Source organism: Vibrio ponticus (genome assembly GCF_009938225.1).
Lineage (GTDB): Bacteria > Pseudomonadota > Gammaproteobacteria > Enterobacterales > Vibrionaceae > Vibrio > Vibrio ponticus.
In genome coordinates this window covers 1,237,453-1,264,050 of the sequence record NZ_AP019658.1, presented here as the reverse complement: position 1 = coordinate 1,264,050, position 26,598 = coordinate 1,237,453, and the positions used below count along the sequence as shown (strand labels likewise).

Here is a 26,598-nt window from a genome sequence, read left to right as displayed (position 1 = left end):
AGGTCTATTTATCGGGAAAAAGTAGTACCTAGGAAAAGCCCCTGAAATCAGGGGCTTAATCTTATCGATTTTCACTCTTTTTGTGAGTGGGCGTGATTATTGACCGACTTTGCTCAACTTAAGCCAGGTATCGATAACGGTGTCTGGGTTTAGTGATACCGAACTAATACCTTGCTCCATTAACCACTGAGCAAGATCATCGTGATCCGATGGACCTTGACCACAAATACCGACATATTTGCCCGCTTTTGTGGCGGCATCAATGGCCATCTTCAACATAGCTTTCACCGCTGGGTTGCGCTCATCAAATAGATAGGCGACATCACCAGAGTCACGGTCTAAGCCAAGAGTGAGCTGAGTCATGTCGTTTGAACCAATTGAGAAGCCATCAAAGTGCTTAAGGAACTCTTCCGCTAAAATTGCGTTTGAAGGTAGCTCACACATCATGATTACTTTTAAGCCTTGGTCACCACGACGCAAATCAAATTTACCCAGCAGATCAATAACCGAAGCGGCTTCATCGGTAGTACGTACAAATGGGATCATGATTTCAACGTTCTTCAGTCCCATCTCATTACGGACAAGTTTGATTGCACGTGTTTCTAGTTCAAAGCACTCTTCAAAGTCTGGTGAGATATAGCGAGAAGCGCCACGGAAGCCCAGCATTGGGTTTTCTTCGTGTGGTTCGTACTCTTTACCGCCGATTAGGTTGCCATACTCGTTTGACTTGAAGTCAGACATACGTACGATAACGCGCTTAGGCCAGAACGCAGACGCGATAGTCGCAATACCCTCGGTCAGCTTACTCACGTAAAAATCGACAGGGTCTTTGTAGCCGCGAATGCGTTGGCTGATCTCTGCTTTCAGTTCATCGCTTTGTGCATCGAAGTTAAGCAGTGCTTTCGGGTGAATGCCAATCATCTTGTTGATGATAAATTCTAAACGTGCAAGACCCACACCTTCATTTGGGATTTGGGCAAAATCGAATGCTCGGTCAGGGTTACCCACGTTCATCATCACTTTGGTTGGCAGCAGTGGTAGCTCGTCTACTGATGAGCGTTTAACGGCAAAGTCCAACTCGCCTTGGTAAACATAGCCAGTTTCACCTTCAGCACAAGAAACGGTCACAGTCGAACCATCGGCTAACAGCTCCGTTGCGTTACCGCAGCCAACGATAGCAGGAATACCCAACTCACGGGCAATGATGGCTGCGTGACAAGTGCGACCGCCGCGATTGGTGACAATGGCAGAGGCTTTTTTCATTACTGGTTCCCAATCAGGGTCAGTCATGTCGGTAACCAATACATCGCCATCTTGTACCAGTGACATTTGATCAAGTGAATCGACCAGGCGAACAGGACCCGTACCAATGCGTTGTCCAATCGCACGACCTTCCAGTAGTACTTCCGCTTTGTTGTTTAGCTCGTAACGCTCAATCACGTTCTGGTTGCTTTGGGAACACACTGTTTCAGGGCGAGCTTGCACAATGTAAAGCTGACCATCGATACCATCTTTTGCCCACTCAATATCCATCGGACGCTGGTAGTGCTGCTCGATGATCATCGCTTGTTTGGCAAGTTCTTTGATCTCTTCATCGTTGAGTGAGAACTGGTTGCGCTCTTGCTCATCGGTATCGATGATTTCAACTTGTTTACCAATTTCCGGGTTTGGTGAGTAGATCATTTTGATCTGTTTCGATCCGAAGGTCTTTTTCACAATCGGATGCTGGCCAGCTTCAAGCATTGGCTTGTGAACGTAGAACTCATCTGGGTTCACCGCGCCTTGAACCACCATTTCACCTAAGCCCCACGAAGAGGTGATGAATACCACTTGGTCAAAACCCGACTCAGTGTCTAGAGTGAACATAACCCCAGAAGAGGCTTTGTCTGAACGAACCATACATTGGATACCCGCTGAAAGCGAAATACCACGATGGTTAAAGCCTTGGTGGACGCGGTATGAAATCGCACGGTCATTAAACAGCGAGGCATACACGTGTTTGGTCGCTTCTAATACTGCGTCGATACCTTTAACGTTGAGAAAGGTTTCTTGCTGACCTGCGAAGGAAGCGTCTGGTAAGTCTTCCGCAGTTGCAGATGAGCGAACTGCAACCGACATTTCAGGCTTGCCGGCTGTCAGTTCCTCATAATTGGCACGAATATCTTGTTCTAAATCGGCTGGGAAAGGGGCATCTAACACCCATTGGCGAATTTGCGCACCGGTTTTACGCAGCGCGTCAACGTCACTCACGTCGAGTTCATCCAGTAGTTGGTGAATGCGATCGTCAAGACCGTCATGGTCTAGGAATTGGTTAAAGGCATAAGAGGTCGTCGCGAATCCGTTAGGAACGGAAACGCCTGCTTTAGAGAGGTTGGAAACCATCTCACCCAGCGAGGCATTTTTGCCACCAACCTTATCAACATCTTCCATGGATAGGCCATTAAACCATAGGGTATTGTTTTGCATGTCTTTCTCCAGAATGCAGCATTTTGTGTAGGGTTTTATGGCAAACGTTTACGTGAGATCTCAAAAAATTTTTAACAAATTTTCAAAGCTGTGCTCAGCGTAATAGTCTGCTCGGGTTATTTATTTGTATTATGGGGCTATCCTAATCAAATAATTTTGAAAGTTTAAATAAAACATGCAAATTAATAGTCAAAGTCGTGATGTATTCTATGTTTCTGACGGAACCGCCATAACATGTGAGACCTTAGGGCATGTTGTTCTGGGTCAATTTCCTTTCAAAGCAAATGAAAAAACTTTCCCCTTCATAGAAAGTGAAGAAAAGTTGACAAATTTGTTAAAGGAAATCCAGTACTCATATCAAAAAAATGGCGAAAAGCCGTTAGTTTTTTTCTCTATTGTATTGCCTGAACTAAAGGCAATGCTGCTAGAGGCACCAGCTCACTGTTACGATGTGATCGAGAGCATGGTGCAACGAGTGCAGAACGATACCAATTTAATCCCTGAACCAAAGTTGCAGCGGTCTCGCAGTGTCAGCAAAGATTCAGAGACTTACTTTGATCGTATTGCGGCAATTGAGTACACCTTGGCACACGATGATGGCATCACCCTAAAAGGGTTAGAAAAGGCTGATATCATTTTGCTGGGTGTATCTCGCAGCGGTAAGACACCAACGAGCTTGTATATGGCAATGCAGTTTGGTTTGCGCGTGGTGAATTATCCCTTTATCGAAGAGGACATCCGTCGTCTTCGCCTATTACCTGAGTTTGAAATTCACCGCCACAAACTGTTTGGCTTAACCATCGATCCTGAGCGTTTAACGCAAATTCGTGAAAATCGTTTAGCGGGCAGCGACTACGCCAGCAGTGAGCAATGTTTAGCGGAGCTTGCCAGCGTTGAGGCTCTGTTCCGCCGTGAAGCGATTCCCTATATCAATACATCGGCACTGTCGGTAGAAGAAATCTCGACCCGCATTTTGGAGAAATCTGGTTTAAGACGACGTTTGCTATAAAACAATGAAATATTGGTGTAAATGATGGGATAGTTATCAAATGCTAATCGGTATGCGGTGCGCATCACGCAGCTAGTTTTCCGTCTCTTGGTTGTGATTGATAGAGTTAGCTCTGTGTAGAAGAGGAGTAATTTGAATGAAGAAGGTGCTGTTGGTCGCGACAACGATAGGGTTTGGATTGCTATTGGTCGCAGGGCGCCAATTCGGTTGGTTTGGGTCAAATAACCCTGATCGGTTTCCGAAATTACCTGATGAAGCGGATTTTGAAGTTTCGCAGCAATTTGATGGAGAATGGCAAGGACGTCGTATTGATGTCACCGGTAACAATCTTTGTGAGCGCACCACGATGACAGGCACGGTGAAAAATGGATTTGCCAAATTGATTCTGACCTATAACGGAACGCTGTTGCAGGGTTGGATAGATACGCAAGGCAATTTGCAACTGTATGCCAACAATCGCCAATGGGACTATCGATTTTCAGCGCAAGCCGTTGCCAACCAGATTGAGGGACGCTGGTTTTTGACTAATGGTCCGTGTAAAGGCATTTGGATGATGCGTCGCCAGTGATTTTTGACTCAATAATGGCTAATCTTATACAACACGCTCAAGAGTAAACCACTCTAGAATCTGCGTTAATTATCTGTATAGGCTTAGAAGTGAAGTAGGGTAATGGAGAAAGTCGTCGATCTGAATCTTTGGCAAAAGGCACATGTCAAATCGCAAGCGGAGTTAAATGCTCTATTTGAAGAGATGAGTGCGCTGTATCAAACCGAGCCTTATGCCAATTTATCTTTAAGACTGAACTTGTTGGAAAAACTGAAACTGGCTTTGCTTCGCTTTCAGCCACAGTTACAACAAGCGTTGAGTGATGATTATGGCTATCGCAGCGAGTTTGATAGCGTCATATGCGACTTGCTGCCTGCGATAGAGCATATCAACTATAGTTGTAAACACCTACGTCAATGGATGAAACCCTCAAAACGTCGTTCAGGGCTGATGCTCACTCCTTCAAAGCTTGAAGTCATCTACCAGCCACTGGGTGTGGTTGGGGTGATCGTACCTTGGAACTTTCCAATTTTTCTCAGTATTGGTCCGATTGCTACGGCTCTTGCCGCGGGTAATCGAGTGATGGTTAAGTTGAGCGAACATACCCCGCATACTAATCAAGTGCTAACCCAAGTATTTTCTGAAGTCGATAACCATGTCTATGTGGTGGAAGGCGATGTGGAAATCGCTCAGTACTTTTCGCAGCTGCCATTTGATCATTTGCTTTTTACGGGGTCGACTCAGGTGGGTAAGCTGGTGGCGCAAGAGGCGGCAAAAAACCTGACGCCAGTAACTCTTGAGTTGGGAGGTAAGTCGCCAGTGATCATTGCGCCTGATGCGGATATCGAAAAATCCGTCGATGCGATCTTGATGGGTAAATCGATTAACGCTGGTCAAATTTGTGTTGCTCCAGATTACGTATTACTACCTGAAAACAAGCAGCAAGCGTTTGTTGAATGTTACCTACAGCGTTTCTCACAGCTATTTATTGAGCCTTGCCAGCCTCTAACTAAAGTGATTAATCAAGCCCAATTTGAGCGTCTAAACGGTTATCTCGAAGATGCTAAAACAAAGGGCGCAAATATTCATACCATCGAAGCCGACGCACAAGATCGCGTTTTGTTGCCACATTTAGTCACCAATCTTACTGACAGCATGTTAGTGATGAAAGAAGAGATCTTTGGACCTATTTTACCTGTGATTGGTTATCGCCATATTCACCAAGTGTTTGAGTATATAGAGAATAAGCCAAGACCATTGGCGCTCTATTTAATGAGTAATGATAAAGGGTTGATTGAAAAAGTGCGCCAGCAAACCCACAGTGGTGGCTTGTGCATTAACGACACTTTGCTGCACGTGTCAGCGAAGGACGCACCGTTTGGCGGTATTGGTCAGGCTGGAATGGGGCATTATCATGGTGTGGAAGGTTTTCGTACTTTCTCGAAAGCGAAAACCGTTCTAACGACCCCGTCATGGCTACCGCGCGCTCGATGGCTTATCGAGCATCAAGCTCGTTTTAAACAATTACTGTCAAAGCTGTTGTTACGCTGAGCCGATGGATTTTTCTGAAATGAGAGACAAAAAAACAGACCCAATCGGGTCTGTTTTACTTAGCACTTTATCGTATTTTTTGAGGCTGACTTTACTGGCAGTTAGTCTGTTTATGGCGCGTCTGAAATTGGCTCTGGCGCGTAGTGTTGAGGACCAAGTTTCGCCAATTCAGGGATAATCGTTGCGATCGTCATCGTTGACCACGTACCAGCAACAATGCCGATAAACATAGTGACTGAGAAACCGTATAACGGCTCACCACCAAGCAACCACAGAGAGACCACGGAGATCAAGGTAGTACCAGACGTGATTAAGGTACGTGACAAGGTATTGAGGATCGCTTGGTTATTTAATTCAGCGATAGGCAGTTTTACGTTGGCTTTTAATAGTTCTCGAATGCGGTCCGAGATGATGATTGAGTCATTGAGTGAGTAACCCAATACCGCCAATAGGGCTGCGAGTACGGTTAAATTAAACTCCAATCCGGTTAAAGCAAAGAAACCAAGCAGAATAAACACATCGTGCATTAGGGCGAGGAGTGCACCCGAAGCCAAACGCCACTCAAAGCGGAAGCTTAGGTAAGCCAAGATCACCAGTAGGGTGATCAGCACTGCCAAACCACCTTGCTCGGCAAGCTCTTGACCGACTTGTGGACCAACCAAGCTAACGTTGAGCATTTCGACTTGTTTAGAGAAGCTTTCTAATAGCGGCTTAATTTCAGGTTGTTGCTCGAGATTCTCTGGCGCTGCGTAACGCAACATCCATTGACCTTGATCGCCTGTGGCAACGACTGAAACCGGCTGATGTAATGCAGCTTCTAATTTGGTTTGGATCTCTGGCGCAGTGAGTGTGCTATCGAGGCGCACTTCACTAATCATACCGCCAGTAAAATCAAGACCGAAGTTAAGCCCTTTCGTTGTAAGCGCGAAGATCGAGATAATGATAAATAGGCATGAAAGCAGGCTACCTGCGTGACGCCATTTGGTTAGTTTGTTTAATTTATTCATAGTTATACCCTCACACCACGACGTGAATCTTTACCCCAAATAATGTTGATCACTGCGCGCGAAGCGAAAATACCAGTGAACATACTGGTCAGCAGACCAAGACCGAGCGTTAGTGCAAAGCCTTGAATTGGACCATTACCGATAGCGTACAAGGTTGCCGCTGAGATCAGTGTTGTGATGTTGGAGTCAAGGATGGTGGCGAAAGCACTGCTAAAGCCAAGGTCGATGGATTGCGCCATACTGCGACTTTCACGCAGTTTTTCCTTAATACGTTCAAAGATCAGTACGTTCGTATCAACCGCCATACCGATAGTTAAAACTAGACCGGCAATACCTGGTAGGGTCAATACCGCGCCTGGTAACAAGGCGATCAAGCCTAGCAGCATCACCATGTTGATCATCAGTGCGAAGTTCGCGACCCAACCCAGTTTGCGATACCAAACCGCCATAAAGAGTAGAGTAAGGCTTAAGCCAAGTGCTAACGCAGCAAAACCATTTTCAATGTTCTCTGCACCGAGAGATGGACCGATGGTACGTTCTTCTACGATGGTCACTGGCGCAGTCAGCGAGCCTGCACGTAATAGCAATGCTAGGTCTTGAGCGTCATTAAGCTGACCAACACCGGTGATTCTAAAGCGGTTACCCAATTGAGACTGAATCGTCGCGATACTGATGATGGTGTTTGATTGCTCAACATTCCCTTTGGCATCGCGGCTGTATTCGCTGTAGCCCGTTGCCATTGGTTTGCCAATGTGTTTGCCCGAGAAGTCAGACATCATGTGACCGCCAGTCGAGTCCAGCGTGATGTTGACTTCTGGCATGCCCATTTCGCCCATTCCGGCGCGCGCATCGACAATATGCTCACCGGTTAGAACGGGTTTGCGAACCACATAGACAGGGCGACCATCTTGGTCAGGGATCATAATGGTATTGATGGTGCGTTCTGGTTTCACCTCGTAGAAAGCCAAACTTGCTGTCGCACCAATAACGTTTTTCGCAGCAGCAGGGTCTTGAACACCAGGCAGTTCGATACGAATACGGTGTTCACCTTGACGTTGAACCGCCGCTTCAGTGATGCCTAGCTCTTCGATACGGCTACGCATCGTCTGCAAGTTTTGTTGTACGGTTAGGCTGGTTAGTGTTTGCTTTTCTGAATCAGTCAGCGCCATTTCTAAGCCGTTATCGCCTTCGCCACGTACTTGCCACTGAGGGTATTGCTCACGGACAAATTGACGAATAGTCGCAATCGCTTCTTCATTTGGCGCTTTGATGTGTAAACCTGATTCACGGCTGGTTTCAACACGAACACCACGTAGGCGTTCTTGGCGTGCGTAATCTTTGATCGCTTCTAGAGCTTGTTCGGCATGTGAGTGGAACACTTCATTCATGTCGACATCAAGTAGGAATTGCACACCACCACGAAGGTCTAGACCCAGTTTGATTGGCTTAAAGCCCATTTCAAGTAGCCAAGCCGGAGCGGCTGGAACCATCGCTAGCGTTACCACGTCATCTTCAGGGGTGAAGTCAGCCAAAAATGTTTTGGCGTGGTTTTGATCCGCAGCATCATCTAAAACGACTGTGGTTTCACCATCACTTTGGTCGATACGCTTGACCGCCATGCCATGGGCTTCAAGTTGTTGTTTGACGGTGACGACAGAAAGTGGTGTGTCTTTATGGTTAACAATGACAGCGGCATCTTCACCAAACCAAGATGGCAGGGCGCTTAGCAGCATAATGATAATCGTGGTTACCAGAACCACATATTTCCATGCTGAGTAATGGTTCAGCACGGTACGATTGGTTTTTTTTGTACGCATAAACATTCGTCTCTTTGGCTAATGCCAAATGATTAATTTCATGCCGTGCGTTTTATACGCGCAGCAAAACACTCGTTAACAACGAGCAACGATAGAGAGGAAAATGTTATGCGTCGGCTTGGCTGATAAACCGATAGAGGATGTTGGACTCTTTCCAGCCGGCAATGCGGTGCATGGTCGAGGGTGGATGAAGTGTCCAGTCGTACCAATTATCGAGCGTGAGGTAGACACGCCAAACTAAGGTCGATGCGGTTGAATCAGTAAAGTCGAAAACTAATTCATAAGTAGGTTCTGCTTCGTGTAAGCGTTCTGGAATAAACGAACCGTTGCGCAGGATTGAGGCTAGGCTAGGAGAGAGCGATTTAGCCGGAGCACGTTGTTCAATTTGGAAAAAATGCGCAGGATCGTCTTGTTCAACAGGCGCGGTTGAAACAGTAACTTCGATAGGCTGGGTGAGCAGAGGCTTAATGATTGGCGCGACGCTAGTTGTTTGGCTAGCGAGTGCACTACCAGCAAACAAACAGGCGAGCAGCAGGCTAAGCATTACGCTCACCATACGGCACTGTTTAATCCACTGACAATTCATACAATCACTCACATCTCTGATCGCCGCTATCATAAGCTTGCTTTTGGTATTCAACAAGTGGTAGTTGTTAATTGTTGCAAATTAACTATCACGCTGCGTGAAAAAATGTTCATCTATGCGGGTGGTTATCTAAACAAAAAAAGCCGCAATGCGGCTTTTAGTTAGTAAGTATTTACTCAGTGGAAAATGTCAATGAAATCGATACGTTAACAACCATACTGGTGAGAAATATAACGTTCAAATTGCTCACACATATCCCAGTCAGATAGCTGATTACTTGCCAAAACGGTTGCACCATCCACCACGGTAATTTTTGCATTGAGCGGGCTCGGCTTAGTTTGTGTGCGCGTTGCAAGTGCTGCTATTTTGTCTTGTTGCTTTTGCCAAGCTTGTTCTGCGGTTAAGTTACACTCGTCAGCAAGGTATTTAGCATTGAAGCCTTCGCCAGTCAGACTCTTGATAGTGTCATTGTGGGTCACGCTGTTACCTGGTTGCCAGTAGTGCTCACACAATAACGGTCCGATTTCTGGGTTATCGGTTAGGTAACCAAACTTGTCGAGGAAATAAGCACGCGTTTGGTAGACCGCCATGTGCGCCAATAAGTAACCTTGGTAAGCACACGCGGCTTCGTCAGAAAGTAAGTGCGGAATCGCCATTAATGGACGAGGACTGCACTCTAAGCCAAGAATAGTTTTTTCCATTTGGCGGGCAAGCTCAGTGACGCGTGCCGGTTGCAATTCCTCATCGCTCAATTGATAAAGCGCGCGCTCAAAATAGGGTACAACCAGAATTGAACGTTCTTCATACGCTTTGAATGGCTGTTTACTGGTAGTAATGGCTTCAATGATGCTGTCAGGCACGGGTTTACCTTCATGGTTCAGTGCGTAGCGTTTTAGCCAGTCGGCATCGTTGAGCAAACTATCGCAGAACATTGATTGGGTTTCTGCATACGCCATCGAAGTCGGTGCAAACTCAATTGAAAAACAAGGTGAGTTTTGCTTCATGTTGGCAAAGTGCGCAGCATGCCCGCCTTCATGGAAGAAAGTGTTGATGCCGCTATAGCCACTGCCGACTTGATCGGGTTTGGCATTACTCGTGAAGTTCACTTTAGCCGCCACCCAGTGACCTTGGTCATAGAATGAAGGGATAGGACCATGACAGAAGCCGTTTTGGTATTTCCCTTTTCTGTCGAGCAGGTCGAGGGTCAGTTCAGCCTCTGCGTAGTCAATATTTAAACGACCAAAGGATTCAATCCAGCGGCGCAGCGACTGTGAAAACGGTACATACGGGTCAAGATCGCGCATTGCGTCGCCGGAATAAGCGTAAACAAAGTTATGTCCTTGCAGTGACTCTGCCCCTTTTTGTTGCGCCAGTTGCTCGAGAGCCTGCAGATGACCCGTACGGGTGCGTTGCTCGAAGTCATCTAGAATAGAGAACAATGTTTCGCTGCTCATATGCTCAGTTTTTTGTACTGAGTAGTCAAAGTAGTTGGCATAACCGAGCGCGCGGGCAAAGCGGTTACGACGCTTAACCAAGTCAAGAAAGCCATTGCCAAGTAACCATTGCTCTAAATCCAATAGTGCTTGGTGGGCTGATTGGCGAGTGACTGGGTTATCGCTGGTACGAATAGCGGAAGACAGTACTGGCAGCGAGCCTTCTACTTGCTCGCCTTTATCATTGATGTAAAGCATTGGATGATTCTGTTTCGCTTTGAAAAGCTCAGACTCAAATTGAATCAGCTCGGCTTGTTGCTGCGCAGTTTGTTGATCTTCAATACCGTGCGAGTTAAACACAGCAAGCCAGCCATTTAATGCATGGGTAGTCGCTTGTCTTTCTTGCTCATCGGTAATTTCGCTGCTCATTTCAAGGTAGTGCTTTACTTGACGTAAGTTATCCGCATTACCAAGAAATTGTGTCCATTCAGTTTGGGCTTGGGCGGCACCTTGGTGGTCATCACTGATCCCCATATAGGTTTCCCAAAAGAAATCTTCTTTACAGCGGTGAATAGCCAAATATTGACGGTTCAATTGATTGAGAAATTGAGTAGCGTTCATTTTATTCCTTTACATCTGTGTACTGAGTCACCGGGCTTCACTGCCGGATTGTCCAACTTTGTTCGTTCATTATGCATATTGTGTTGGTGAATCCTAGTTTTGTGGAGTTTTAGCGTAACCATTCTCATTTAACTGCGATCAAGTAAGGTAAATAGAGCAAGCAGTGAGGATTTTTATTGGTCGCGGTTTAATATTAGCTGAAGTTTTTGTTCACCGACCTAGGGCATTAAGTGAGTGATTAGTATATTACTGCTCATTTTTAATCGTAACGATTAGGGCTTTGCAGTGAGATGTATAAACTCATCGGGCAACATCGAATAAGGGGTTTACATTCCTCGATAGATCAAGCAATCTCAATGCCCCAGTTTCATTTAAGCTATTTCTCAATGTCACAATACCAGATCAAATTTATCGCATCCGATATGGATGGCACGCTACTGAACGAATCTTCTCAGTTGTCACCTGAGTTTTACGATGTTTATCGCCAACTGACCGAGAAGGGCATTATTTTCGCTGCAGCCTCGGGGCGTCAGTATGCGAGTTTGCGTAAAACTTTTGCGCCGATTCAAGATGAGCTGATGTATATCGCTGAAAATGGTACTTTGGTGATGCGGGGTGAAGAAGAACTGTATTGTTGCCCACTTGGTAATCAAGTGGTTGAAGGTATTATTACCCAAGTTCGTCAAATTGAAGGCGCATACATTGTGCTTTGTGGTAAACGTACCGCTTATATTGAAACGCAAGATCAACAAGCAATTGACGAGCTGAGTAAATACTACGCGGAATGCCAGTATGTGGATGACTTACTGCAAGTTGAAGACGAGTTTATCAAGATTGCGATTTGTCACTTTGATAGTACTGAAAAGCATGTTTACCCGATATTGAATGAGAAGTTTGGTGCGACCAACCAAGTGGTGGTGAGTGCTCGTATCTGGCTCGATATTATGCATGCAGAGGCGTCTAAAGGCGCTGCGATTGAGCATTTGCAAAAAACACTTGGTTTTACGCATGAGCAAACCATGAGTTTTGGCGATTACTTCAATGATGTTGAGATGCTTAAGTCGAGCTATCACTCGTATGCGGTAGAAAATGCGCATCCAGAGGTGAAGAAATTGGCGCGCTTTAGTGCACCAAGTAATATCGACAACGGTGTGCTGACCGTGATTAAAGAAAAAGTGCTTAACGCTGGGTAACAACAGTGTTTGCCAATGCCGGATACATTGAGCCCTGCCATAGTCGCAGGGCTTTTTTGTTAGCCAATGTGCGTCATTTCATTAACGACAAAGCTTTCTACTGCGCCTTCGGTCGCGGCGAGGTACTTTTCTATATGAGAGTTTGCCATATGCTGCTGCCAAAGCTCTCTATTGGTCCAATTTTCAAAAAAAAGGAAATGGGCAGGGTTACTGTTATCTTGGTGCAAGTCGTAATTGACGCAGCCTTCCTCTTGGCGGGTGAATTCAATTAGGTTAAGCAGTTCTTGTTTAACTAAATCAACTTTATCTGGTTTTGCCACAATATTGGCAACGATAGTGAGGTGAGCCATAACGTTCCTTATTTGAGTTTGTTTCGTATAGATTTGCTAAGTGTAGAGGTTTTAGTCAGTTCTGCCGTGATACTAGTCGCAATGAAATTGTGAGCGATACTGTTTCGGCGAGACACCAACAATGCGCCGAAAATGGTGACGCATACTCACCGCATTATTAAAGCCTGCTTCAATTGCCAATTGTTCAATATTGATCTCTTTACTTTCCAGTAAGCCTTTGGCTAATTCTGTTCGCTGACGAATGAGCCATTCTTGCGGCGTAAGGTTCATGCTGCTACGAAACTTACGATCAAAGGTACGACGAGACATATTGGCTTTTTCTGCCAGAGTATCGATTTGAATCGGTTGTGCTAAGTTGGCTTTTGCCCAGTCCAATGCTTGAGAAAACTGATTAGGGACTTGCAGCATTGGGGTATCAACAAACTGAGCTTGCCCGCCACTACGATGGGCAGAAACAACCAACCTTTTTGCGACTTGATTGGCGACCTCATAACCCAAGTCTTGGCGAATGACGGCCAGTCCGAGATCAAGACCAGCTGCGCTTCCCGCTGAACACCCTATTTGACCATCAAACACATACAATACATTGCTGGCGTAATTCACGTTTGGGTAACGCTCGCGGAATTTGCGCTCGAATGCCCAGTGAGTGGTTGCTCGCTTGCCTTGCAAAAGCCCGAGCTCTGCAAGCAAGAAAGCACCAGAGCAGAATGAGATAATACGTTTGTTTTGTTTGGCAAATTGACTGACTTGCTCCGCCAAATGCGGGTCGATGTCGAATGGGTCGGTTGGCCAACTGGGTACAACGAGCATGTCATAACTTTCTAAGTCCGCCACATACTGGGTTTGCATCACAATAGCACCAGTGGTGGAGATCGCCTGGTTGTTAAGGTTCACAATCTCGGTTTGATACCAAACTTCGAATTCAGGACGCGGCAGTGCAAATAGCTCAACCGCGCAGCCAAGTTCAAATAGAGAGACGTTTGGGTGCGACAGTATTGCGACTCGGCACTGGGTTGCTTGTTGTTTGGTCATCCATTACCTCGCTAAGCCGTCGTGAAAGTATAGAGTAGTTTTTGATTATCTTGGCTTGATGTTAGCGAACATTGACTAGAAAGCCAATGGTTGAAATTTAACCATCGCGTAATAATGAAATGGTCAATTTGCAAAAGAAAACAAGGAGAGTTTATGTTAAGTGCAGTATCCAGAGTTCCAGCTGCAACTAGCGAGCAAGCGCTCGCTCACTTTAGTCGACTATTAGAGTTTGAGACAGATTGTTGGGATGTTCATCATGCGATCAGCAATCAGCGGCAAGATTTTGTGTTAGTTGACGTGCGTGGTGATGAGCTGTTTGCTCAAGGCCATATTGCTGGTGCGGTGAACATTCCCCATCCACGCCTTAACGAGAAAAATTTAGCCCAATACCCGCCTGAGACTTTATTTGTGGTTTACTGCGCAGGTCCTCATTGCAACGGGACAGAGAAAGCGGCGATACGCTTAGCAAAGCTCGGTCGACCAGTGAAAAAGATGATTGGTGGTGTCACGGGTTGGCTCGATGAAGGGTTTGAATTAGTGCCAGAGGTTGATTATGCACAAGCTTTAGCCAAAGTATAATCGCCATGCATAGAGCGCATATACGATGTGAAAAAATATCATTGGATGTTTTATTTTTTCATCCATACACTCCGCGCTCTTTTTCTTCTAGGACACAGTATGTTCTCACAATCTTTGACTGCTCAGTTAACCAGAATGGTGTTGCTGCTTGGCATCACTTTGGTTGCGGTACATCACTGCGAACCTTTGCTTGAGTTGTTGGCTCAGCAAGCGGTTGATATGGGCTGCCACCAAAATAGTGGCTCAGAGGGACACTCTTCACACTCTCATCATCACTAAGGTTGCTATGAGTATTTTTCGTTTTCCATTATTAGTATGGCTCGGGATCGGTATTCTGATCACTAGCCTTGGCATTCGCCAATCGTTCGGTATTTTCATGATGCCTATTTCAGAGCATTTTGGGACCGGACGTGAGTTCTTTAGTTTTGCCATTGCTTTGCAGAACCTCTTATTTGGTGCTTTCCAGCCGTTTGTTGGTATGGCAGCAGACAAGTACGGCTCTAAACGCATTATCTTTTTAGGTGCACTTTCTTATGCGTTGGGTCTCTACTTAACTTCCATCACCAGTGAAGCGAGCATGCTCTATATTTCGCTTGGCGCTTTGGTTGGTTTAGGTTTAAGTGCGACGAGCTACGTGATTGTGCTTGGTGCGGTAGCGAAAGTGGTGCCTGCTGAGCATGCGGCAAAAGCATTTGGCTTAACCACCGCAGCGGGTTCATTTGGCATGTTTGCAGTGATCCCGGGCGCGCAGTGGCTGTTAACTGACTTTGGTTGGCAAGAAGCACTGCAAGTGTTTGCGATGCTGTGTACCATTATCATGGCGTTAAGCCTGTTTATGAAAACTTCGCAAAAAGCGAATGCCGGTGCAGTAAACCAAGTTCAAGATGATCAAACCTTATCGCAAGCACTGAAAGAAGCGTTTAGTCACAAAGGTTATTGGTTGATCCACGCTGGCTTCTTTGTGTGTGGTTTCCATGTAATGTTCATTGCGACACACTTACCAAGTTACTTAGCCGACAAGCATTTACCTGCCTCAAGCGCGGCGATGGCATTGGCTTACGTGGGCATCTTTAACATCTTTGGCTCTTACTTTTGGGGCATCATGGGTGACAAGTTCAACAAGCGTTATGTGATGTCTGCGTTGTATTTGATGCGCACTATCGTAATTGCGGGTTTTGTGACTCTGCCAATTACTGAAAATACCGCAGCCATCTTTGGTGGTGCGATTGGTTTTTGCTGGTTGGGTACCGTGCCACTGACGTCAGGATTAGTTCGCCAAATCTTTGGTGCACGCTATTTATCGACGCTGTACGGGTTGGTGTTTTTTACTCACCAAGTCGGCAGTTTCTTAGGTGCTTGGGTAGGTGGTCGTATCTATGACTACTATGGCAGCTACGATCCAATCTGGTGGTCAACGGTGGTACTGGCATTTGCTGCCGCGCTGCTGCATCTACCAATCAACGATAAGCCAGTCGCCCGTTTGGCAACGGCATAAAACAGCCGCTTATTATAAGGTTAATCACTAACCAATCTGCAGAGAGCTGAGTTATACTTAGCTCTCTTTTTTCATCTCTTGTTGGATCCCATCCATGTTTTCTGAGTGGTTCACTTCAGAAGCGCTGTTGGCTGCGCTGCTGATCTTTGTTGGTTCTTTCGTTCAGACCTCTATTGGTTTTGGTCTCGCTATTGTAGCGGCACCCTTGCTGTTTTTTGTTTCACCAATCTACGTACCATCGCCAATTGTGATGGTGGCGCTGTTTATCTCGATGTTAAATGCCTACAAGTACCGCAATAATGTCGAAATTGGCGGGTTAAAAATGGCTTTGATTGGGCGTGTGCCAGGATCTATCGCAGGTGGTTTGCTACTGGTGTTGGTATCTGGGGATGTCTTGGCGCTATGGTTGGGGTTCTTGGTACTGTTTGCCGTTTTGGTGAGTTTACTGCCATTTCGCGTGGAGCCGACGCCAACTCGAATGGGGATTGCAGGCTTCTTCTCAGGCTTTTTTGGCACCAGTTCTGCGATTGGTGGTCCACCGATGGCGCTTCTGCTTCAGCATCAAGAAGCGAATCAGTTGCGCGGCAACTTATCAGCGTTCTTTGTCTTTAGTTCAATGATCTCGCTTGCGGTACAAGCGCCAGCGGGTTTCTTAACTCTGCACCATATTTGGCTTACGATTCCGTTGCTCCCTGCTGGCTGGCTTGGCTATCAATTAGCACGTAAAACAACAGATAGCTTACCTAAAGAAAAAATCCGCATCGGTGCGTTACTGCTATGCTCGATAAGTGGGGCGACCGCAGTATGGCAAGGATTTAACTCGCTTTAATTCATATCAGGTTCATGTTGGTTAAGTATAGTATCCAAATAAATATGAACCACATACTTAGAAAGAATAAGGTATAGTCGCTCTCGACTTTTATACTCATTCATATAGTTGTGAGTGATACATTGTCTATTTGAATGATTGCCAGTTTTTACAAAGAGGGTCTAAAACTATGCGCACATTAGGAAACATCATCTGGTTTATCTGTGGTGGTGTGGTTATGGGATTGATGTGGTGGCTATTTGGTTTGCTGGCATTTATCAGTATTGTCGGTATTCCATGGGGTCGAGCTTGCTTCGTAATGGGTAATTTCTCATTCTTCCCGTTCGGCCAGGAAGCGATTTCTCGTGATGAACTGACCAATGAAATGGACATTGGTACCAGTCCTCTCGGTGTGATTGGCAACGTGATCTGGTTCTTGTTGGCCGGTGTTTGGCTCGCTATCGGTCATATCCTATCGGCAGTAGCGTGTTTTGTTACTATTATCGGTATTCCATTTGCATTGCAGCATTTGAAATTGGCGGTAATTTCACTCGCACCAATTGGTAAGACCGTCGTATCAAAAGAAGAAGCGGCAGCGGCGCGTTACTCACTTCGCAAGTAACACTTCGTAAGTAACATAGTCTGCTAAATTGATTAGAAGCCGTTAGTCACTGACTAACGGCTTTTTAGTAAGCTTTGATCCCGTGAGGGCGCAGCCTACTTGGTAGTATGTCGTCTAACTTATCAATCTCATCCGTGAATACTTCGACCAATGCAAATTGATGTTGCTGGTAAATGCCGCGAATACGCTCAATCTCTTGCTCGCTCATTTTGCCGTGATCATTTCCCCAATACTGCAAATAGACTTTGCCGCTCGGTAAGTAAAAATCACTCAGTTGATCTGCTTCGATAGGGAGTGGGCGATCATACGCGTGGACAATACCGTTCATGTAGAGCCAGTTATCGATGATCAATTCCGCTCGAGAACGCACATAGTGCCCATCAAGAGTGCGGTGTTTGGCAGCGAACTTCTGTTGGAAGTTAGAAAAAGATTTATCGGTTGCCTTGGCTTCGGCATCTTGCCCTAAGTACTCAAGGACAGTTTGCTTGAGGCGTTGATTACGCGTAATCGTGTCGTGCCACATCACGAATAATTGTTGGCTCTGTTTATCGCTCTTTTGTTGAGCCCCATGAGTAAGACCGGCGGGCGTTGCTTGCCAGCCCTGTTCGGTCTTAATAATCCAACCTAATTCACTCAGTAGTAGATTGAGTCGTTTGGCGGTGAGTTTTAGTCGCTCACCCAGTTGAGTGGCACTAAGTAAGTTGCCGCTGCTTAAGGTATCATCTATCAACAGGTTTTCTGGCCAAACGATAAATTGTCCAAATTTGGTATGTTGTACGTACTCACCACCAAATTTAGCGCCAATGTCGGTCAAGACCCAACCATCGTCACTACGGTTAATGTAGCCTGCACGTTTGAGTTGCTGGAAAAACTCTTTAGTTGGAATGTCACGCAGTTTAGCAAGTTGCGAAGTCGAAAGTTTATCTGCTGCCATGATAGCTCCTAATCAAGATAGCGAACCTATTTTCGCAGTGCATTAATCGTTCGCCAAGCGAAATCGGCGAATATGAGAGTGGGCGCGGTGATTTAGGTAAAACAAAAGGAGGCTTAGCCTCCTTGTCGGTTAATCGTTAACTAGCATAGACCTCGAAACTTACTTGGTTGCGACCAGCCCCCTTAGCTTTAAATAGGGCTTTTTCAACTTGGCAAATCGTTTCTTGATGTGAGGCTCTAACTGGACCGCCACCAATACTGCAGCTGAATGGGATATTTTGCTCACCAATGTGGACTGGGTTTTTCTCAATCATAAGGCGCAGTTCCTCACAGCGAGTCAGTGCATCTTGCTGATCGTGAGCGTGGAACAGAAGGCTAAACTTGCCCATACCATCGCGTGACAAACTGATGGCACGCGGTTTAGGGAAACAAGTTTGCATCATTTCTGCTACCGCTAAGGTTATTTTGTCAGCGCACAATGAACCATGATGGTTGAGGATCTGTTCAAAGAAATCGACTTCAAGCTGAGCAAAAAACACATTGTCGCTGTTTTTGTGGCAGTCAATAGACGCATTCATCGTATGCTGACTATCAAGCTTGGTCATCACGTCCTTGCAGAGCAGACTTTTACGCAACAAAAGGTTAGTTAGTGCAACTTCGCTATGGTCGCGGATCATGCGCAGTAAATTGCCACATGAAGGTAAGCGCATCTGAATATAGAGAACCGCGATCAATTGCTCTTGGTCAAATAACGGCACAACATAGTGGTTGGTACGAATGTGTAACTTCCTTGCCAGACAATCAGCTTCGCTTTTACCAGAAAATCTTATCTTGTTTGGTTTCAATGATGCGACCAGCGCTTTGTCATTGAGGACAATTCGGTTGTTGCCATGAAAGTCGACAGTAGAAAAATTACCACTTTGTTGATCATACAGACAGAACTGCACGCCGCGATGAGAGATGAATCTATCGAGGGTATAGCGTAATTGAAGTTTAAAATTACTGACATCCGTCTGTCGGTTTAAGTCAGATAATGATGAACTAAGCTGTCTTGTGACGTAACTTATTGCAATGGCGATATAGAGCAGTGAGACGATAAAAATCGCAGTTAAGCCAAATTGATAGGAGGCAGCTAAAATATCAGAACGATCGGTACCCGCAATAAACACCCAGTCAAAGTTATTATCGGCATCAAAGACAGCCACTTTGTTTTTATTGCGATAGTAGTACTCATAATCGGAAAATGTTGTGCCGCTCTCTACCAACTGACTGATGCCGCCGTTATAACTAATTGAAGCAGTACCAATGCGTTTAGGATCTGGATGGAAGATCAAACGACCAGTATGCCTATCAATGACAAAAACATAGCCGTTATCTAACGTACGTAATCCGCGTAAGCTTTGAGTGGTATGCATCAAGTCAAATTCTAGCCACAATTGTTTGTCATCATTTGGGGTGTATTTGACCGCAAAGACCCAGTAGTCAGGATATTTTTCATACAGCGATGAGATGGCAATCTTTGGCGACAGGTTAACAAGCGGTGTCCAAACAATATTCGGATCTTTTTCTGGCAGAGTAGGGTGGAGCATGGTGGAGCGATATTGCCCTGTTTCCAAGTTGACCGAAATGATGTCAGCATAGATTGGCGAGTGTTTCAAAATGCTTCTAGCCGCATTGTCAAAATCATGCAGGGTTTGTGCGTCATCAAGTAAAAATAATTTACTCGACGCAGCTTCGATTTGATAGGAGACCAAGTTTGTCGCGGTATTAAGGTTGTCTAACGACTGCGAGTGGGCATTGTGCTCGGAAGTTTTAAGTTGATCGTAGGCTAAATATAACATCCCGATAGACAACAGAATAACGTACGGTCTAAGGGTTTGCGTGACCAACTTAGGTAAACTCATGATAGGAATTGCCAACTTATGTGTAAATATTGTGATTTGTGTCTTATTTTAAAGGCAATTCTTGTTATAAGCAATCCGTTCCTATGCACCAATAAAGAATAAGCAGAGTCGAAGGGGATTACTCTGCTTATTTCTATCTTACCAGTTAATGTTCGATTTATCGGTTAACCCTTACTCGCTTTGCAGCTAAAAATGGCCATCGAACGAGGCTCTAGCATAACGTGTTTTCGTTCGACCGACTGGTGCATCAATGTTGATGAAGTGTCGCATACCATCTGCCACTGTTGACCCGTTTTATTTGGCAGGGTAAATCTCGCGGGGGCATCGGTTTGGTTGATCGCGTAAAAGAGTTGATCACCATACTCGCCAATGCCCATATGCAGCCCAACTGCGGTAATCGTATTCCAATCTTGATGACTGAGTGGATTGCCATCCAGTTTGCGCCAATAGACTCGGTTGCTGTTACGAGTTTCGCCACTAAAAGCATGGATAAATGGCGTCATGTAAGTTTGCCGCGCTGCAATCATTTCTGCCATCCAGGAACGAAATTCTTGCTTTGTGTCATCCAATTGCCAGTTGAGCCAACTTATTTCATTGTCTTGGCAGTAAGCGTTGTTGTTGCCTTTTTGGCTATGCGACAGCACATCCGCCATTAAGAAGTGAGGTATGCCAAAAGAGAATAATAAAGTGGTGACGAAATTACGTTTTTGGATTTCGCGTCGTTCGAGGATTAGAGGATCATCTGTCTCGCCTTCTTGACCGTAGTTTGCTGAGCGATTATCACCATGACCATCGCGATTTTGTTCGCCATTTGCGTCATTGTGTTTTGACTTATAAGAAACCAGATCTTGTAAGCAGAAACCATCATGGTAAGTGATGTAGTTGATCGTGAGACGGTAGGGCCAGTTGGCGGCACTATACAGATCGCGAGAACCCATAATGCGTGTTGCAAGTTCAGTAAGGTAACCTTGGTCTCCTCGCCAAAAGCTGCGACTGGTATCTCGCAGGCGATCGTTACATTCGTTCCAGCCAAATGGAAAGTTGCCTACTTGGTAGCCATTTGGTCCAATATCCCAAGGTTCGGCAATCAACTTAGTTTGTTTTAAAGTCGGATCTTGGGCGACAGCCTTGAAGAACCCCCCGTTTGGATTGAAGTTTTCTCCTTCTCGCCCCAGAGTGGCGGCCAAGTCAAATCTAAATCCATCAATATGATATTCAGTTACCCAATAGCGCAACGTATCCATCACTAAGTTTAGTGTCGGCTGATAGGCGAGGTCTAGGGTGTTGCCACAGCCAGTATAGTTGGCAAAGTATTTGCCATGTTTAAGATAGTATCGCTTATCTAGCGCTTTAAGGTTAAATACAGGACCATCTGGACCGCCTTCGGCCGTGTGATTGTAGACGACGTCCAGTATGACTTCGATACCGTTTCTGTGCAGCTCACGAATCGCAGTTTTCAATTCCGTGACCGCGTCTTTGTCCGCATATCTTGGGTCTGGCACCATAAATAGGTACGGGTTGTAACCCCAATAATTCACCTTATCCATATTGAGTAGGTGAGGTTCGTGCATACAAGCTGCGACAGGGAGCAGCTGAATAGTGTTGATATTTTGCTGTTTGTAGAAGTTCAGCATAGCCTCACTGACGAGCCCTAGATAACGCCCTTGTTGTTCAGGGTTTACTTCAGGATTGAGTTTACTGACACCTTTTACGTGCGTCTCAAACAAAATCATCTCTTCTTTGGCTCGTTTAGGTGACTCAACCCCTTGCCAATCAAAGTGATCGTTAGTGACCACACATTTTGCAAGTTGGAAGCTCTTTCGCGCATTAAAAGGTGTTTTGTAGTCAAGAGGATGATCAAGCGCTTTAGCGTATGGGTCTGCGATGTAGTGTTCTTGACCTTGTACTAGTGATATATAGCCATAACGTTGACCGGCTTGAATACCTTCAATAAAGACGTGTTTGATGCCTGCATATTCACCGGTTAACTCATAAGTGGTGTGTTGACCTTGAGCGTCAAAAAGAGCCAAACGAATATCGTCGCTGTCAGGCGCATAGATAGCGAAGTTACAACCTTGATCGTTCAAGGTTACCCCTAGTGGGAATGGGCTAGAAACTGTTGTTGTCATGTTTGTCGTTTATTACCAATGCTGGGCGATACGGTTAGATGAAGATGATTTTTTCTTGTTATGAACGCATCGCTTTTTATTTGTGTCTTAAATAGTGAACTATAGGGCATTACTCGTGACAAAAAGTGTGCACCAGCCAGTAATTTGTTGTCTAAATAGTGATCGAGTTCGAATAACGTTATTTTTTTATGGGCAATGTTGCCCTGTAGCAATGGTTTTGTTGTCAATAAATAGCGGTTGGTAGTAGTAGGTGTGAGTTACTGCAACTGGGATCACAAAGTAGAGGAAATGATCACTATCATCTATTTGATGTAAGTTTCTAATAATTAGTTGTTTATTTCGTTTGTAAAAAACTTTTGTTACACAGTATGAGTGCGCCTGCTTTGACTCTTTTGTTTGCTTATCTACGCTTAGAAGTAATCGGCAGCCAAATGAAAGGAGACCATAATGGCGACATTTAAACAGGATATTCCCAATCGAGTAACCGTGTATCACGACGACATTGAGCAGGAAAAAGCGTTGAAGAATGCACTAGCACCAGAAAAACCGCGCTATTTTAATGGCTCACCTACTTATCAAGCGGAAAGTGTCGACGCTTTTATTCAGCGTGTGGAAGATGCGGGTTTGTCTTTGTAAGTTAGTGTCTTAATCAGCAAAGGATAACAACTTAAGCTAGACCGCCATTGAGGCGGTCTTATACGTTTTAGACCCATTAGCAACAGCTAGGTACTTTTGGCTATGGAGATAATGCGTTTAAGCACTTCATCTTCCGTCACTTCTGAACTGCGATAATAGCGGAATATTTCAGAGTTGATGGCTTGTTGAGCGACGGGGTTCACCGCCATGGAGTCTGTCATACTAGGAACTGCCAACCCTTTTTCGGTTGCTTGAACAAAATCTTGATGCGATTGAATTTGACATGGATTGAAATCCTGAAGATCGATGTCAGTTCGCACTGGTATTGAGCCTTTAATTTGGTTGAATCGCGCTTGAAACTTTTTGTCAGCGAGTGCATTGGCGACTTGCGTCGCTTGTTGTTGTGTAAAGTCACTGGCTGCCATAAATAGAAAGCTATCCATGTTATAGAGAAATGCGTTATGTGATTGTGGGGCAGGGTAGCAACCTATTTTTTGTGGGACGCTAACGTCAGAGGCGAGCAAGTCACCTAATATCCAATCACCACCAAGCTGAAATAGCGCTTGGTCATCAATTAAGGCTTGGGTTGCGGTATCCCAATTTTGATTGGGTTGTTGCGCTGGAACTAGATTGGCAATTTTTCTCAATTGGCGCAGTGCTAGTCGCATCTGGTCGCTATCAATGTGATCACGCTGCAGTTCGACGAGGGCTTTGTAATAGAAATCGACCCCTCCGTTAGCAATCACTAAGCTTTCAAATAACAAGGCAACTTGCCAAGCTTGCTCACCAACGGCAAGAGGCACAACGTTGTTTTGTTTTGCGGTTTCCATTGCTTGGAACATTTCAGGCCATGTCTTTGGCACGCTCAGTTCCAGTTTTTCTAACACGTCATGGTTTACCCACATCCAGTTAAGGCGATGGAGAGTAATGGGTAGTGCTACATAGCCATTATCGGTTTTATTGATGTTAATCGTGAGCGGATAGAGGTTGTCATCCCAGCCTTGTTCCGTGGCGGTTTGGTTGATCGTATGAACAATACCCACCTCATCCCAGGCTTTGATGCTAGGACCTTCTATCTGTGCGATATCTGGCGTATTGCCAGCGAGAGCGCGAGCTTGAAGTACCGTCATTGCGCTATCACCGCCTCCACCTAGAATCGGTGATGGCAACAAAGGAATGTCGTGTGCTAGAAGCTGTTGCTCGAGAGCATCGAGCGCCTTTTTCTCACCTTTAGATGTCCACCAATGCAGGAACTCAACGTCAGCGACACTATTGGCTGAAAGGCTAGCAAGAATGACTGCTAGGGCTATTTTTCTCATAACTAATCTCTTGGGAATGCAAGCGTTGCGATTAACCCACCTTGGCAAGTCATCTCAAGTGAGAGTTGTCCACCATGAGCTTTGGCAATGCTTTGGGAAATCGTTAGACCAAGTCCATTACCTTCTTGGTCACTTGAACCTCGGTAGTAGGGCTGGGTTAATTTTTCTAATATAGTTGGGTCAAGTGACTTGCCGTGGTCTTGTACGCGAATCGTGATGGCATCAATGGACTCGGTAAGATAAATATCGGCTTTATGACCATATTTGATCGCGTTATCGACCAAGTTTTGAATACAGCGTTTAATTGCCAGCGGCTTACCCGCGTAATAGTCAACATTATGGTTATGAACTGTGATTTTATCGCCGTTTGGGTCGATAGCACTGGCGATATGGGTGACTAACTGATTAAGATCGATAGGCTCGATATCTTCGTGAATGTCGGTCTCTTTGATACATTGCAGTGCGCCCTTAACCATTAAGTCTAGGTCATTCGCTATACGGCTAAAGCGTTCTCGCTCGGTATCATCATCCAGCATCTCTGCGCGAAGTTTTAGGCAAGCAATCGGTGTTTTTAAGTCGTGAGAAATCGCACCAAATAGCATTTCACGATCTTTAATGTGGCTATCAATACGTCGGTTCATCTTATTGAATGCGTGTACCGCGGCGCGAAGTTCGGCACTTCCTTCTTCTTTAACCTCTGGTACCTTGAGCCTGCTCGACATCAAGGTCGCCGCTTTCGCCAGTTGACGAATAGGACGGATTTCACGCTGGACGACAAACCAAGTGCAAATCAACAGTAACAGTGCCGAGAGTAGCATGGTGAACCATTCGCGGATGTCGAAATAGCTGGTTTCTAAGTTGATATAAGGTGCAGGTAACACCGCCGCAAGATAGAACCAAGCTTGCTGATCGACTTTCACTTGAATCACCAAAATGGGTGGATTGAGATCGCCGTATGAGAGTGAGTAGTGCCCCCACAACATTGGCAATTCATCGATTGGCAATTCTTTGTTGAACACTTTGAGTTTGTCACGACGGGTGAATTCGACCTGGATATCGGGCGCATCTTGCAGCTCGTTATGTAAAACCTGTTCCACTTCACTGATGACCATGGTTTTTCTGTTACTTTCTGGTAGGGGGGCCACCGGAATTTGATGATTATTGAGTGAAACAAAAAATCTCGTGCCGCCCATATTACGCAGCTGATTTAGCACCAGATGGCGATATTCAGGCGGTAGCGTTTGGAAAAAAGAAATCGTTGAGGCCGCACTGAGGGCAAGGCTGTTCACGGTCGTCTTCAAGCCTTGCTCATCTTTATCGCTACTGTGTTGGTACCAGATTAAACCTGCTAGGAATTGTGCAATCACGATCACGCACAGTAAAAACAAGCTGGTGCGCATTGCTAGTGAGTGGGTGAGTCCTTTAGCCTTCATATTGCACACCAGCGGTAAGCATGTAGCCTTTGTTACGTACAGTGAGAATCAATGAGCGATCTTTATCGTCGAGATGATGGCGTAAGCGGCTGATTTGTACATCGATACCACGCTCAAATGGGTCGGCATCACGCCCCCAAATTTCACGAGCAATGTCGTCACGCGACAAAATAGATTCGGCATGAGAGATAAATAGCCCTAACAGCGACAAATCGGCTCCGCTGAGTTGTTTAACGGTTTTACTTGGTGTGTGAGTCAGTTGACGAGTTACGGTATCTAGCTGCCATTCAGCAAAACGCACCTTGCGTGCAAGTTTGGCGCTTTGAGTCGTGACGCTGCGGCGCAGTATGGTTTTGATGCGTGCCAGCAATTCGCGCGGGCTAAACGACTTAGTAATGTAGTCATCAGCCCCCATTTCAAGCCCTGCAACACGGTCTGCCTCTTCGGTAACCGCTGTGAGCATAATAATAGGTACGTTAGAAGTTCTCCTTAGTTGCTGACACAAGCTAAAGCCGTCGTCGCCTGGCATCATAATATCGAGAATGATGAGATCAGGTTGATGCACGTCTAGTTGTTGCCACATTGCCACCCCATTTTCAGCGCCTATGACATCAAAACCGGCTTTGCCTAAATAATCACTCAGCGCTTCACGCAGATCTTGGTTGTCATCCACGACTAAAATTTGTTTCTCACCCATCACTCACCCAGCCATATCGTGTTTTACTCGGTATATGATGCCATTCAAGTGAGGTTTCTCAATCTCTTACTCAATAAAGTGATGGTTTTGAGAGGGGATTTTTGTAAGTGAGCTCTTACAAATGCGAGGGAATTTGCAACCTTTAGCATGACGATCACTCGTATCATAAGTTCGATTTGGCAAATAGCACAACTCCCTGCCGTTGCAGTACATACTCTCACTTCGTAGCGGTATTGCTATTTACCGAATGAACTTGTTTATGTGTAGTCACCTGTCTTGCCCCAGAGCTGTCTGACCCAGCGGGTAGCCTAGGCAAGTTGTGCAGCCAACCTTCATCGGTTGGCTTTTTTTCTGGGACGGAAAAATTTTGAACATACTCGAACATCCTTGTGAGCAATAGTTAAGTTATGCCCTCATCCTAGAACCTCAAG

The 26,598-nt window shown here is 45.5% G+C and carries 23 protein-coding genes; 10 read left to right on the top strand and 13 right to left on the bottom strand.

The window, feature by feature from the left end; translation table 11 throughout:
• Positions 1–96: 96 nt before the first annotated feature.
• Positions 97–2,466, bottom strand: a complete 2,370-nt coding sequence (gene ppsA, locus GZN30_RS19825; RefSeq protein WP_075650666.1) for a phosphoenolpyruvate synthase — start codon at positions 2,464–2,466, stop codon at positions 97–99.
• 175 nt (positions 2,467–2,641) lie between these two features.
• Between ppsA and ppsR the strand changes: the two genes are divergently transcribed.
• The 3 genes from ppsR to GZN30_RS19810 all read left to right on the top strand — a co-directional run bounded on the left by ppsR (position 2,642) and on the right by GZN30_RS19810 (position 5,573).
• Entirely contained in the window at positions 2,642–3,475 is an 834-nt protein-coding gene (gene ppsR / locus GZN30_RS19820; RefSeq protein WP_075650664.1) for a posphoenolpyruvate synthetase regulatory kinase/phosphorylase PpsR, read from the top strand.
• A 136-nt stretch (positions 3,476–3,611) separates the two neighbouring features.
• The gene (locus GZN30_RS19815; protein WP_075650662.1) at positions 3,612–4,043 is read left to right on the top strand and encodes a hypothetical protein; all 432 of its coding nucleotides are present in this window, start codon (positions 3,612–3,614) and stop codon (positions 4,041–4,043) included.
• Between the two features lie 102 nt (positions 4,044–4,145).
• The gene (locus GZN30_RS19810; RefSeq protein WP_075650660.1) at positions 4,146–5,573 is read left to right on the top strand and encodes a coniferyl aldehyde dehydrogenase; all 1,428 of its coding nucleotides are present in this window, start codon (positions 4,146–4,148) and stop codon (positions 5,571–5,573) included.
• Between the two features lie 110 nt (positions 5,574–5,683).
• On the opposite strand, the gene secF is transcribed toward GZN30_RS19810, so the two are convergent.
• The 4 genes from secF to GZN30_RS19790 form a co-directional block, all read right to left on the bottom strand.
• Positions 5,684–6,580 (bottom strand): protein translocase subunit SecF, encoded by an 897-nt coding sequence (gene secF / locus GZN30_RS19805; protein ID WP_075650658.1) that lies wholly within the window; start codon positions 6,578–6,580, stop codon positions 5,684–5,686.
• Positions 6,581–6,582: 2 nt separating this feature from the next.
• Positions 6,583–8,397 carry a protein translocase subunit SecD gene (secD, locus tag GZN30_RS19800; RefSeq protein WP_075650824.1) on the bottom strand — a complete coding sequence of 605 codons (1,815 nt, stop codon included), beginning with the start codon at positions 8,395–8,397 and terminating at the stop codon, positions 6,583–6,585.
• A 106-nt stretch (positions 8,398–8,503) separates the two neighbouring features.
• On the bottom strand, positions 8,504–8,983 hold the full coding sequence (locus GZN30_RS19795) for a hypothetical protein (RefSeq protein ID WP_228481359.1): 480 nt from the start codon (positions 8,981–8,983) through the stop codon (positions 8,504–8,506).
• Positions 8,984–9,189: 206 nt separating this feature from the next.
• Positions 9,190–11,037, bottom strand: a complete 1,848-nt coding sequence (locus tag GZN30_RS19790; RefSeq protein ID WP_075650657.1) for a M3 family metallopeptidase — start codon at positions 11,035–11,037, stop codon at positions 9,190–9,192.
• A 386-nt stretch (positions 11,038–11,423) separates the two neighbouring features.
• On the opposite strand from GZN30_RS19790, the gene GZN30_RS19785 reads away from it, so the two are divergent.
• Complete coding sequence (locus tag GZN30_RS19785) at positions 11,424–12,230, top strand: Cof-type HAD-IIB family hydrolase (RefSeq protein WP_075650655.1); 807 nt, start codon at positions 11,424–11,426, stop codon at positions 12,228–12,230.
• Between the two features lie 59 nt (positions 12,231–12,289).
• Here GZN30_RS19785 and GZN30_RS19780 read toward each other — a convergent pair whose 3' ends face one another.
• Positions 12,290–12,580, bottom strand: a complete 291-nt coding sequence (locus GZN30_RS19780) for a putative quinol monooxygenase (protein WP_075650653.1) — start codon at positions 12,578–12,580, stop codon at positions 12,290–12,292.
• Positions 12,581–12,652: 72 nt separating this feature from the next.
• A complete protein-coding gene (locus GZN30_RS19775) occupies positions 12,653–13,612 on the bottom strand; it encodes a helix-turn-helix domain-containing protein (protein WP_075650651.1) in 960 nt (319 codons plus the stop codon).
• Between the two features lie 153 nt (positions 13,613–13,765).
• Between GZN30_RS19775 and GZN30_RS19770 the strand changes: the two genes are divergently transcribed.
• The 5 genes from GZN30_RS19770 (at position 13,766) to GZN30_RS19750 (ending at position 17,116) form a co-directional block, all read left to right on the top strand.
• Positions 13,766–14,191: a rhodanese-like domain-containing protein gene (locus GZN30_RS19770; protein WP_075650649.1), complete on the top strand. Its 426-nt coding sequence runs from the start codon at positions 13,766–13,768 to the stop codon at positions 14,189–14,191.
• A 99-nt stretch (positions 14,192–14,290) separates the two neighbouring features.
• Positions 14,291–14,470, top strand: a complete 180-nt coding sequence (locus GZN30_RS19765) for a hypothetical protein (protein WP_075650647.1) — start codon at positions 14,291–14,293, stop codon at positions 14,468–14,470.
• Between the two features lie 7 nt (positions 14,471–14,477).
• Complete coding sequence (locus tag GZN30_RS19760; RefSeq protein WP_075650645.1) at positions 14,478–15,686, top strand: MFS transporter; 1,209 nt, start codon at positions 14,478–14,480, stop codon at positions 15,684–15,686.
• A gap of 94 nt (positions 15,687–15,780) precedes the next feature.
• Complete coding sequence (locus GZN30_RS19755; protein ID WP_075650643.1) at positions 15,781–16,515, top strand: sulfite exporter TauE/SafE family protein; 735 nt, start codon at positions 15,781–15,783, stop codon at positions 16,513–16,515.
• A 169-nt stretch (positions 16,516–16,684) separates the two neighbouring features.
• On the top strand, positions 16,685–17,116 hold the full coding sequence (locus GZN30_RS19750; protein WP_075650640.1) for a YccF domain-containing protein: 432 nt from the start codon (positions 16,685–16,687) through the stop codon (positions 17,114–17,116).
• A 64-nt stretch (positions 17,117–17,180) separates the two neighbouring features.
• On the opposite strand, the gene GZN30_RS19745 is transcribed toward GZN30_RS19750, so the two are convergent.
• The 3 genes from GZN30_RS19745 to glgX form a co-directional block, all read right to left on the bottom strand.
• Positions 17,181–18,050 (bottom strand): glycerol kinase, encoded by an 870-nt coding sequence (locus GZN30_RS19745; RefSeq protein ID WP_075650639.1) that lies wholly within the window; start codon positions 18,048–18,050, stop codon positions 17,181–17,183.
• Between the two features lie 136 nt (positions 18,051–18,186).
• Entirely contained in the window at positions 18,187–19,953 is a 1,767-nt protein-coding gene (locus GZN30_RS19740; protein WP_332058164.1) for a sensor domain-containing diguanylate cyclase, read from the bottom strand.
• Between the two features lie 164 nt (positions 19,954–20,117).
• Complete coding sequence (gene glgX / locus GZN30_RS19735; protein WP_075650637.1) at positions 20,118–22,082, bottom strand: glycogen debranching protein GlgX; 1,965 nt, start codon at positions 22,080–22,082, stop codon at positions 20,118–20,120.
• 447 nt (positions 22,083–22,529) lie between these two features.
• Between glgX and GZN30_RS19730 the strand changes: the two genes are divergently transcribed.
• Entirely contained in the window at positions 22,530–22,718 is a 189-nt protein-coding gene (locus GZN30_RS19730; RefSeq protein WP_075650635.1) for a hypothetical protein, read from the top strand.
• An 86-nt stretch (positions 22,719–22,804) separates the two neighbouring features.
• Here GZN30_RS19730 and GZN30_RS19725 read toward each other — a convergent pair whose 3' ends face one another.
• From GZN30_RS19725 to GZN30_RS19715, 3 genes are read right to left on the bottom strand one after another with little or no spacing between them, the layout of a single operon-like run.
• Complete coding sequence (locus tag GZN30_RS19725) at positions 22,805–24,037, bottom strand: ABC transporter substrate-binding protein (RefSeq protein WP_075650633.1); 1,233 nt, start codon at positions 24,035–24,037, stop codon at positions 22,805–22,807.
• Positions 24,038–24,039: 2 nt separating this feature from the next.
• Positions 24,040–25,470, bottom strand: a complete 1,431-nt coding sequence (locus GZN30_RS19720) for an ATP-binding protein (protein ID WP_075650631.1) — start codon at positions 25,468–25,470, stop codon at positions 24,040–24,042.
• Positions 25,460–26,167, bottom strand: coding sequence for a response regulator transcription factor (locus GZN30_RS19715; RefSeq protein WP_075650629.1), 708 nt, complete (start codon positions 26,165–26,167; stop codon positions 25,460–25,462). The genes GZN30_RS19720 and GZN30_RS19715 overlap by 11 nt, the downstream gene beginning before the upstream one ends.
• Positions 26,168–26,598: the final 431 nt, after the last annotated feature.

Bases quoted from the DNA above. Each gene is read 5' to 3' on its own strand.
- GZN30_RS19775 (WP_075650651.1), bottom strand. From the start codon at position 13,612: ATGACCAAACAACAAGCAACCCAGTGCCGAGTCGCAATACTGTCGCAC.
- GZN30_RS19740 (WP_332058164.1), bottom strand. From the start codon at position 19,953: ATGAGTTTACCTAAGTTGGTCACGCAAACCCTTAGACCGTACGTTATT.
- glgX (WP_075650637.1), bottom strand. From the start codon at position 22,082: ATGACAACAACAGTTTCTAGCCCATTCCCACTAGGGGTAACCTTGAAC.
- secD (WP_075650824.1), bottom strand. From the start codon at position 8,397: ATGCGTACAAAAAAAACCAATCGTACCGTGCTGAACCATTACTCAGCA.
- secF (WP_075650658.1), bottom strand. From the start codon at position 6,580: ATGAATAAATTAAACAAACTAACCAAATGGCGTCACGCAGGTAGCCTG.
- ppsR (WP_075650664.1), top strand. From the start codon at position 2,642: ATGCAAATTAATAGTCAAAGTCGTGATGTATTCTATGTTTCTGACGGA.
- GZN30_RS19765 (WP_075650647.1), top strand. From the start codon at position 14,291: ATGTTCTCACAATCTTTGACTGCTCAGTTAACCAGAATGGTGTTGCTG.
- GZN30_RS19770 (WP_075650649.1), top strand. From the start codon at position 13,766: ATGTTAAGTGCAGTATCCAGAGTTCCAGCTGCAACTAGCGAGCAAGCG.
- GZN30_RS19745 (WP_075650639.1), bottom strand. From the start codon at position 18,050: ATGGCAGCAGATAAACTTTCGACTTCGCAACTTGCTAAACTGCGTGAC.
- GZN30_RS19795 (WP_228481359.1), bottom strand. From the start codon at position 8,983: ATGAATTGTCAGTGGATTAAACAGTGCCGTATGGTGAGCGTAATGCTT.
- GZN30_RS19815 (WP_075650662.1), top strand. From the start codon at position 3,612: ATGAAGAAGGTGCTGTTGGTCGCGACAACGATAGGGTTTGGATTGCTA.
- GZN30_RS19730 (WP_075650635.1), top strand. From the start codon at position 22,530: ATGGCGACATTTAAACAGGATATTCCCAATCGAGTAACCGTGTATCAC.
- GZN30_RS19760 (WP_075650645.1), top strand. From the start codon at position 14,478: ATGAGTATTTTTCGTTTTCCATTATTAGTATGGCTCGGGATCGGTATT.
- GZN30_RS19780 (WP_075650653.1), bottom strand. From the start codon at position 12,580: ATGGCTCACCTCACTATCGTTGCCAATATTGTGGCAAAACCAGATAAA.
- ppsA (WP_075650666.1), bottom strand. From the start codon at position 2,466: ATGCAAAACAATACCCTATGGTTTAATGGCCTATCCATGGAAGATGTT.
- GZN30_RS19750 (WP_075650640.1), top strand. From the start codon at position 16,685: ATGCGCACATTAGGAAACATCATCTGGTTTATCTGTGGTGGTGTGGTT.
- GZN30_RS19725 (WP_075650633.1), bottom strand. From the start codon at position 24,037: ATGAGAAAAATAGCCCTAGCAGTCATTCTTGCTAGCCTTTCAGCCAAT.
- GZN30_RS19715 (WP_075650629.1), bottom strand. From the start codon at position 26,167: ATGGGTGAGAAACAAATTTTAGTCGTGGATGACAACCAAGATCTGCGT.
- GZN30_RS19785 (WP_075650655.1), top strand. From the start codon at position 11,424: ATGTCACAATACCAGATCAAATTTATCGCATCCGATATGGATGGCACG.
- GZN30_RS19810 (WP_075650660.1), top strand. From the start codon at position 4,146: ATGGAGAAAGTCGTCGATCTGAATCTTTGGCAAAAGGCACATGTCAAA.
- GZN30_RS19790 (WP_075650657.1), bottom strand. From the start codon at position 11,037: ATGAACGCTACTCAATTTCTCAATCAATTGAACCGTCAATATTTGGCT.
- GZN30_RS19755 (WP_075650643.1), top strand. From the start codon at position 15,781: ATGTTTTCTGAGTGGTTCACTTCAGAAGCGCTGTTGGCTGCGCTGCTG.
- GZN30_RS19720 (WP_075650631.1), bottom strand. From the start codon at position 25,470: ATGAAGGCTAAAGGACTCACCCACTCACTAGCAATGCGCACCAGCTTG.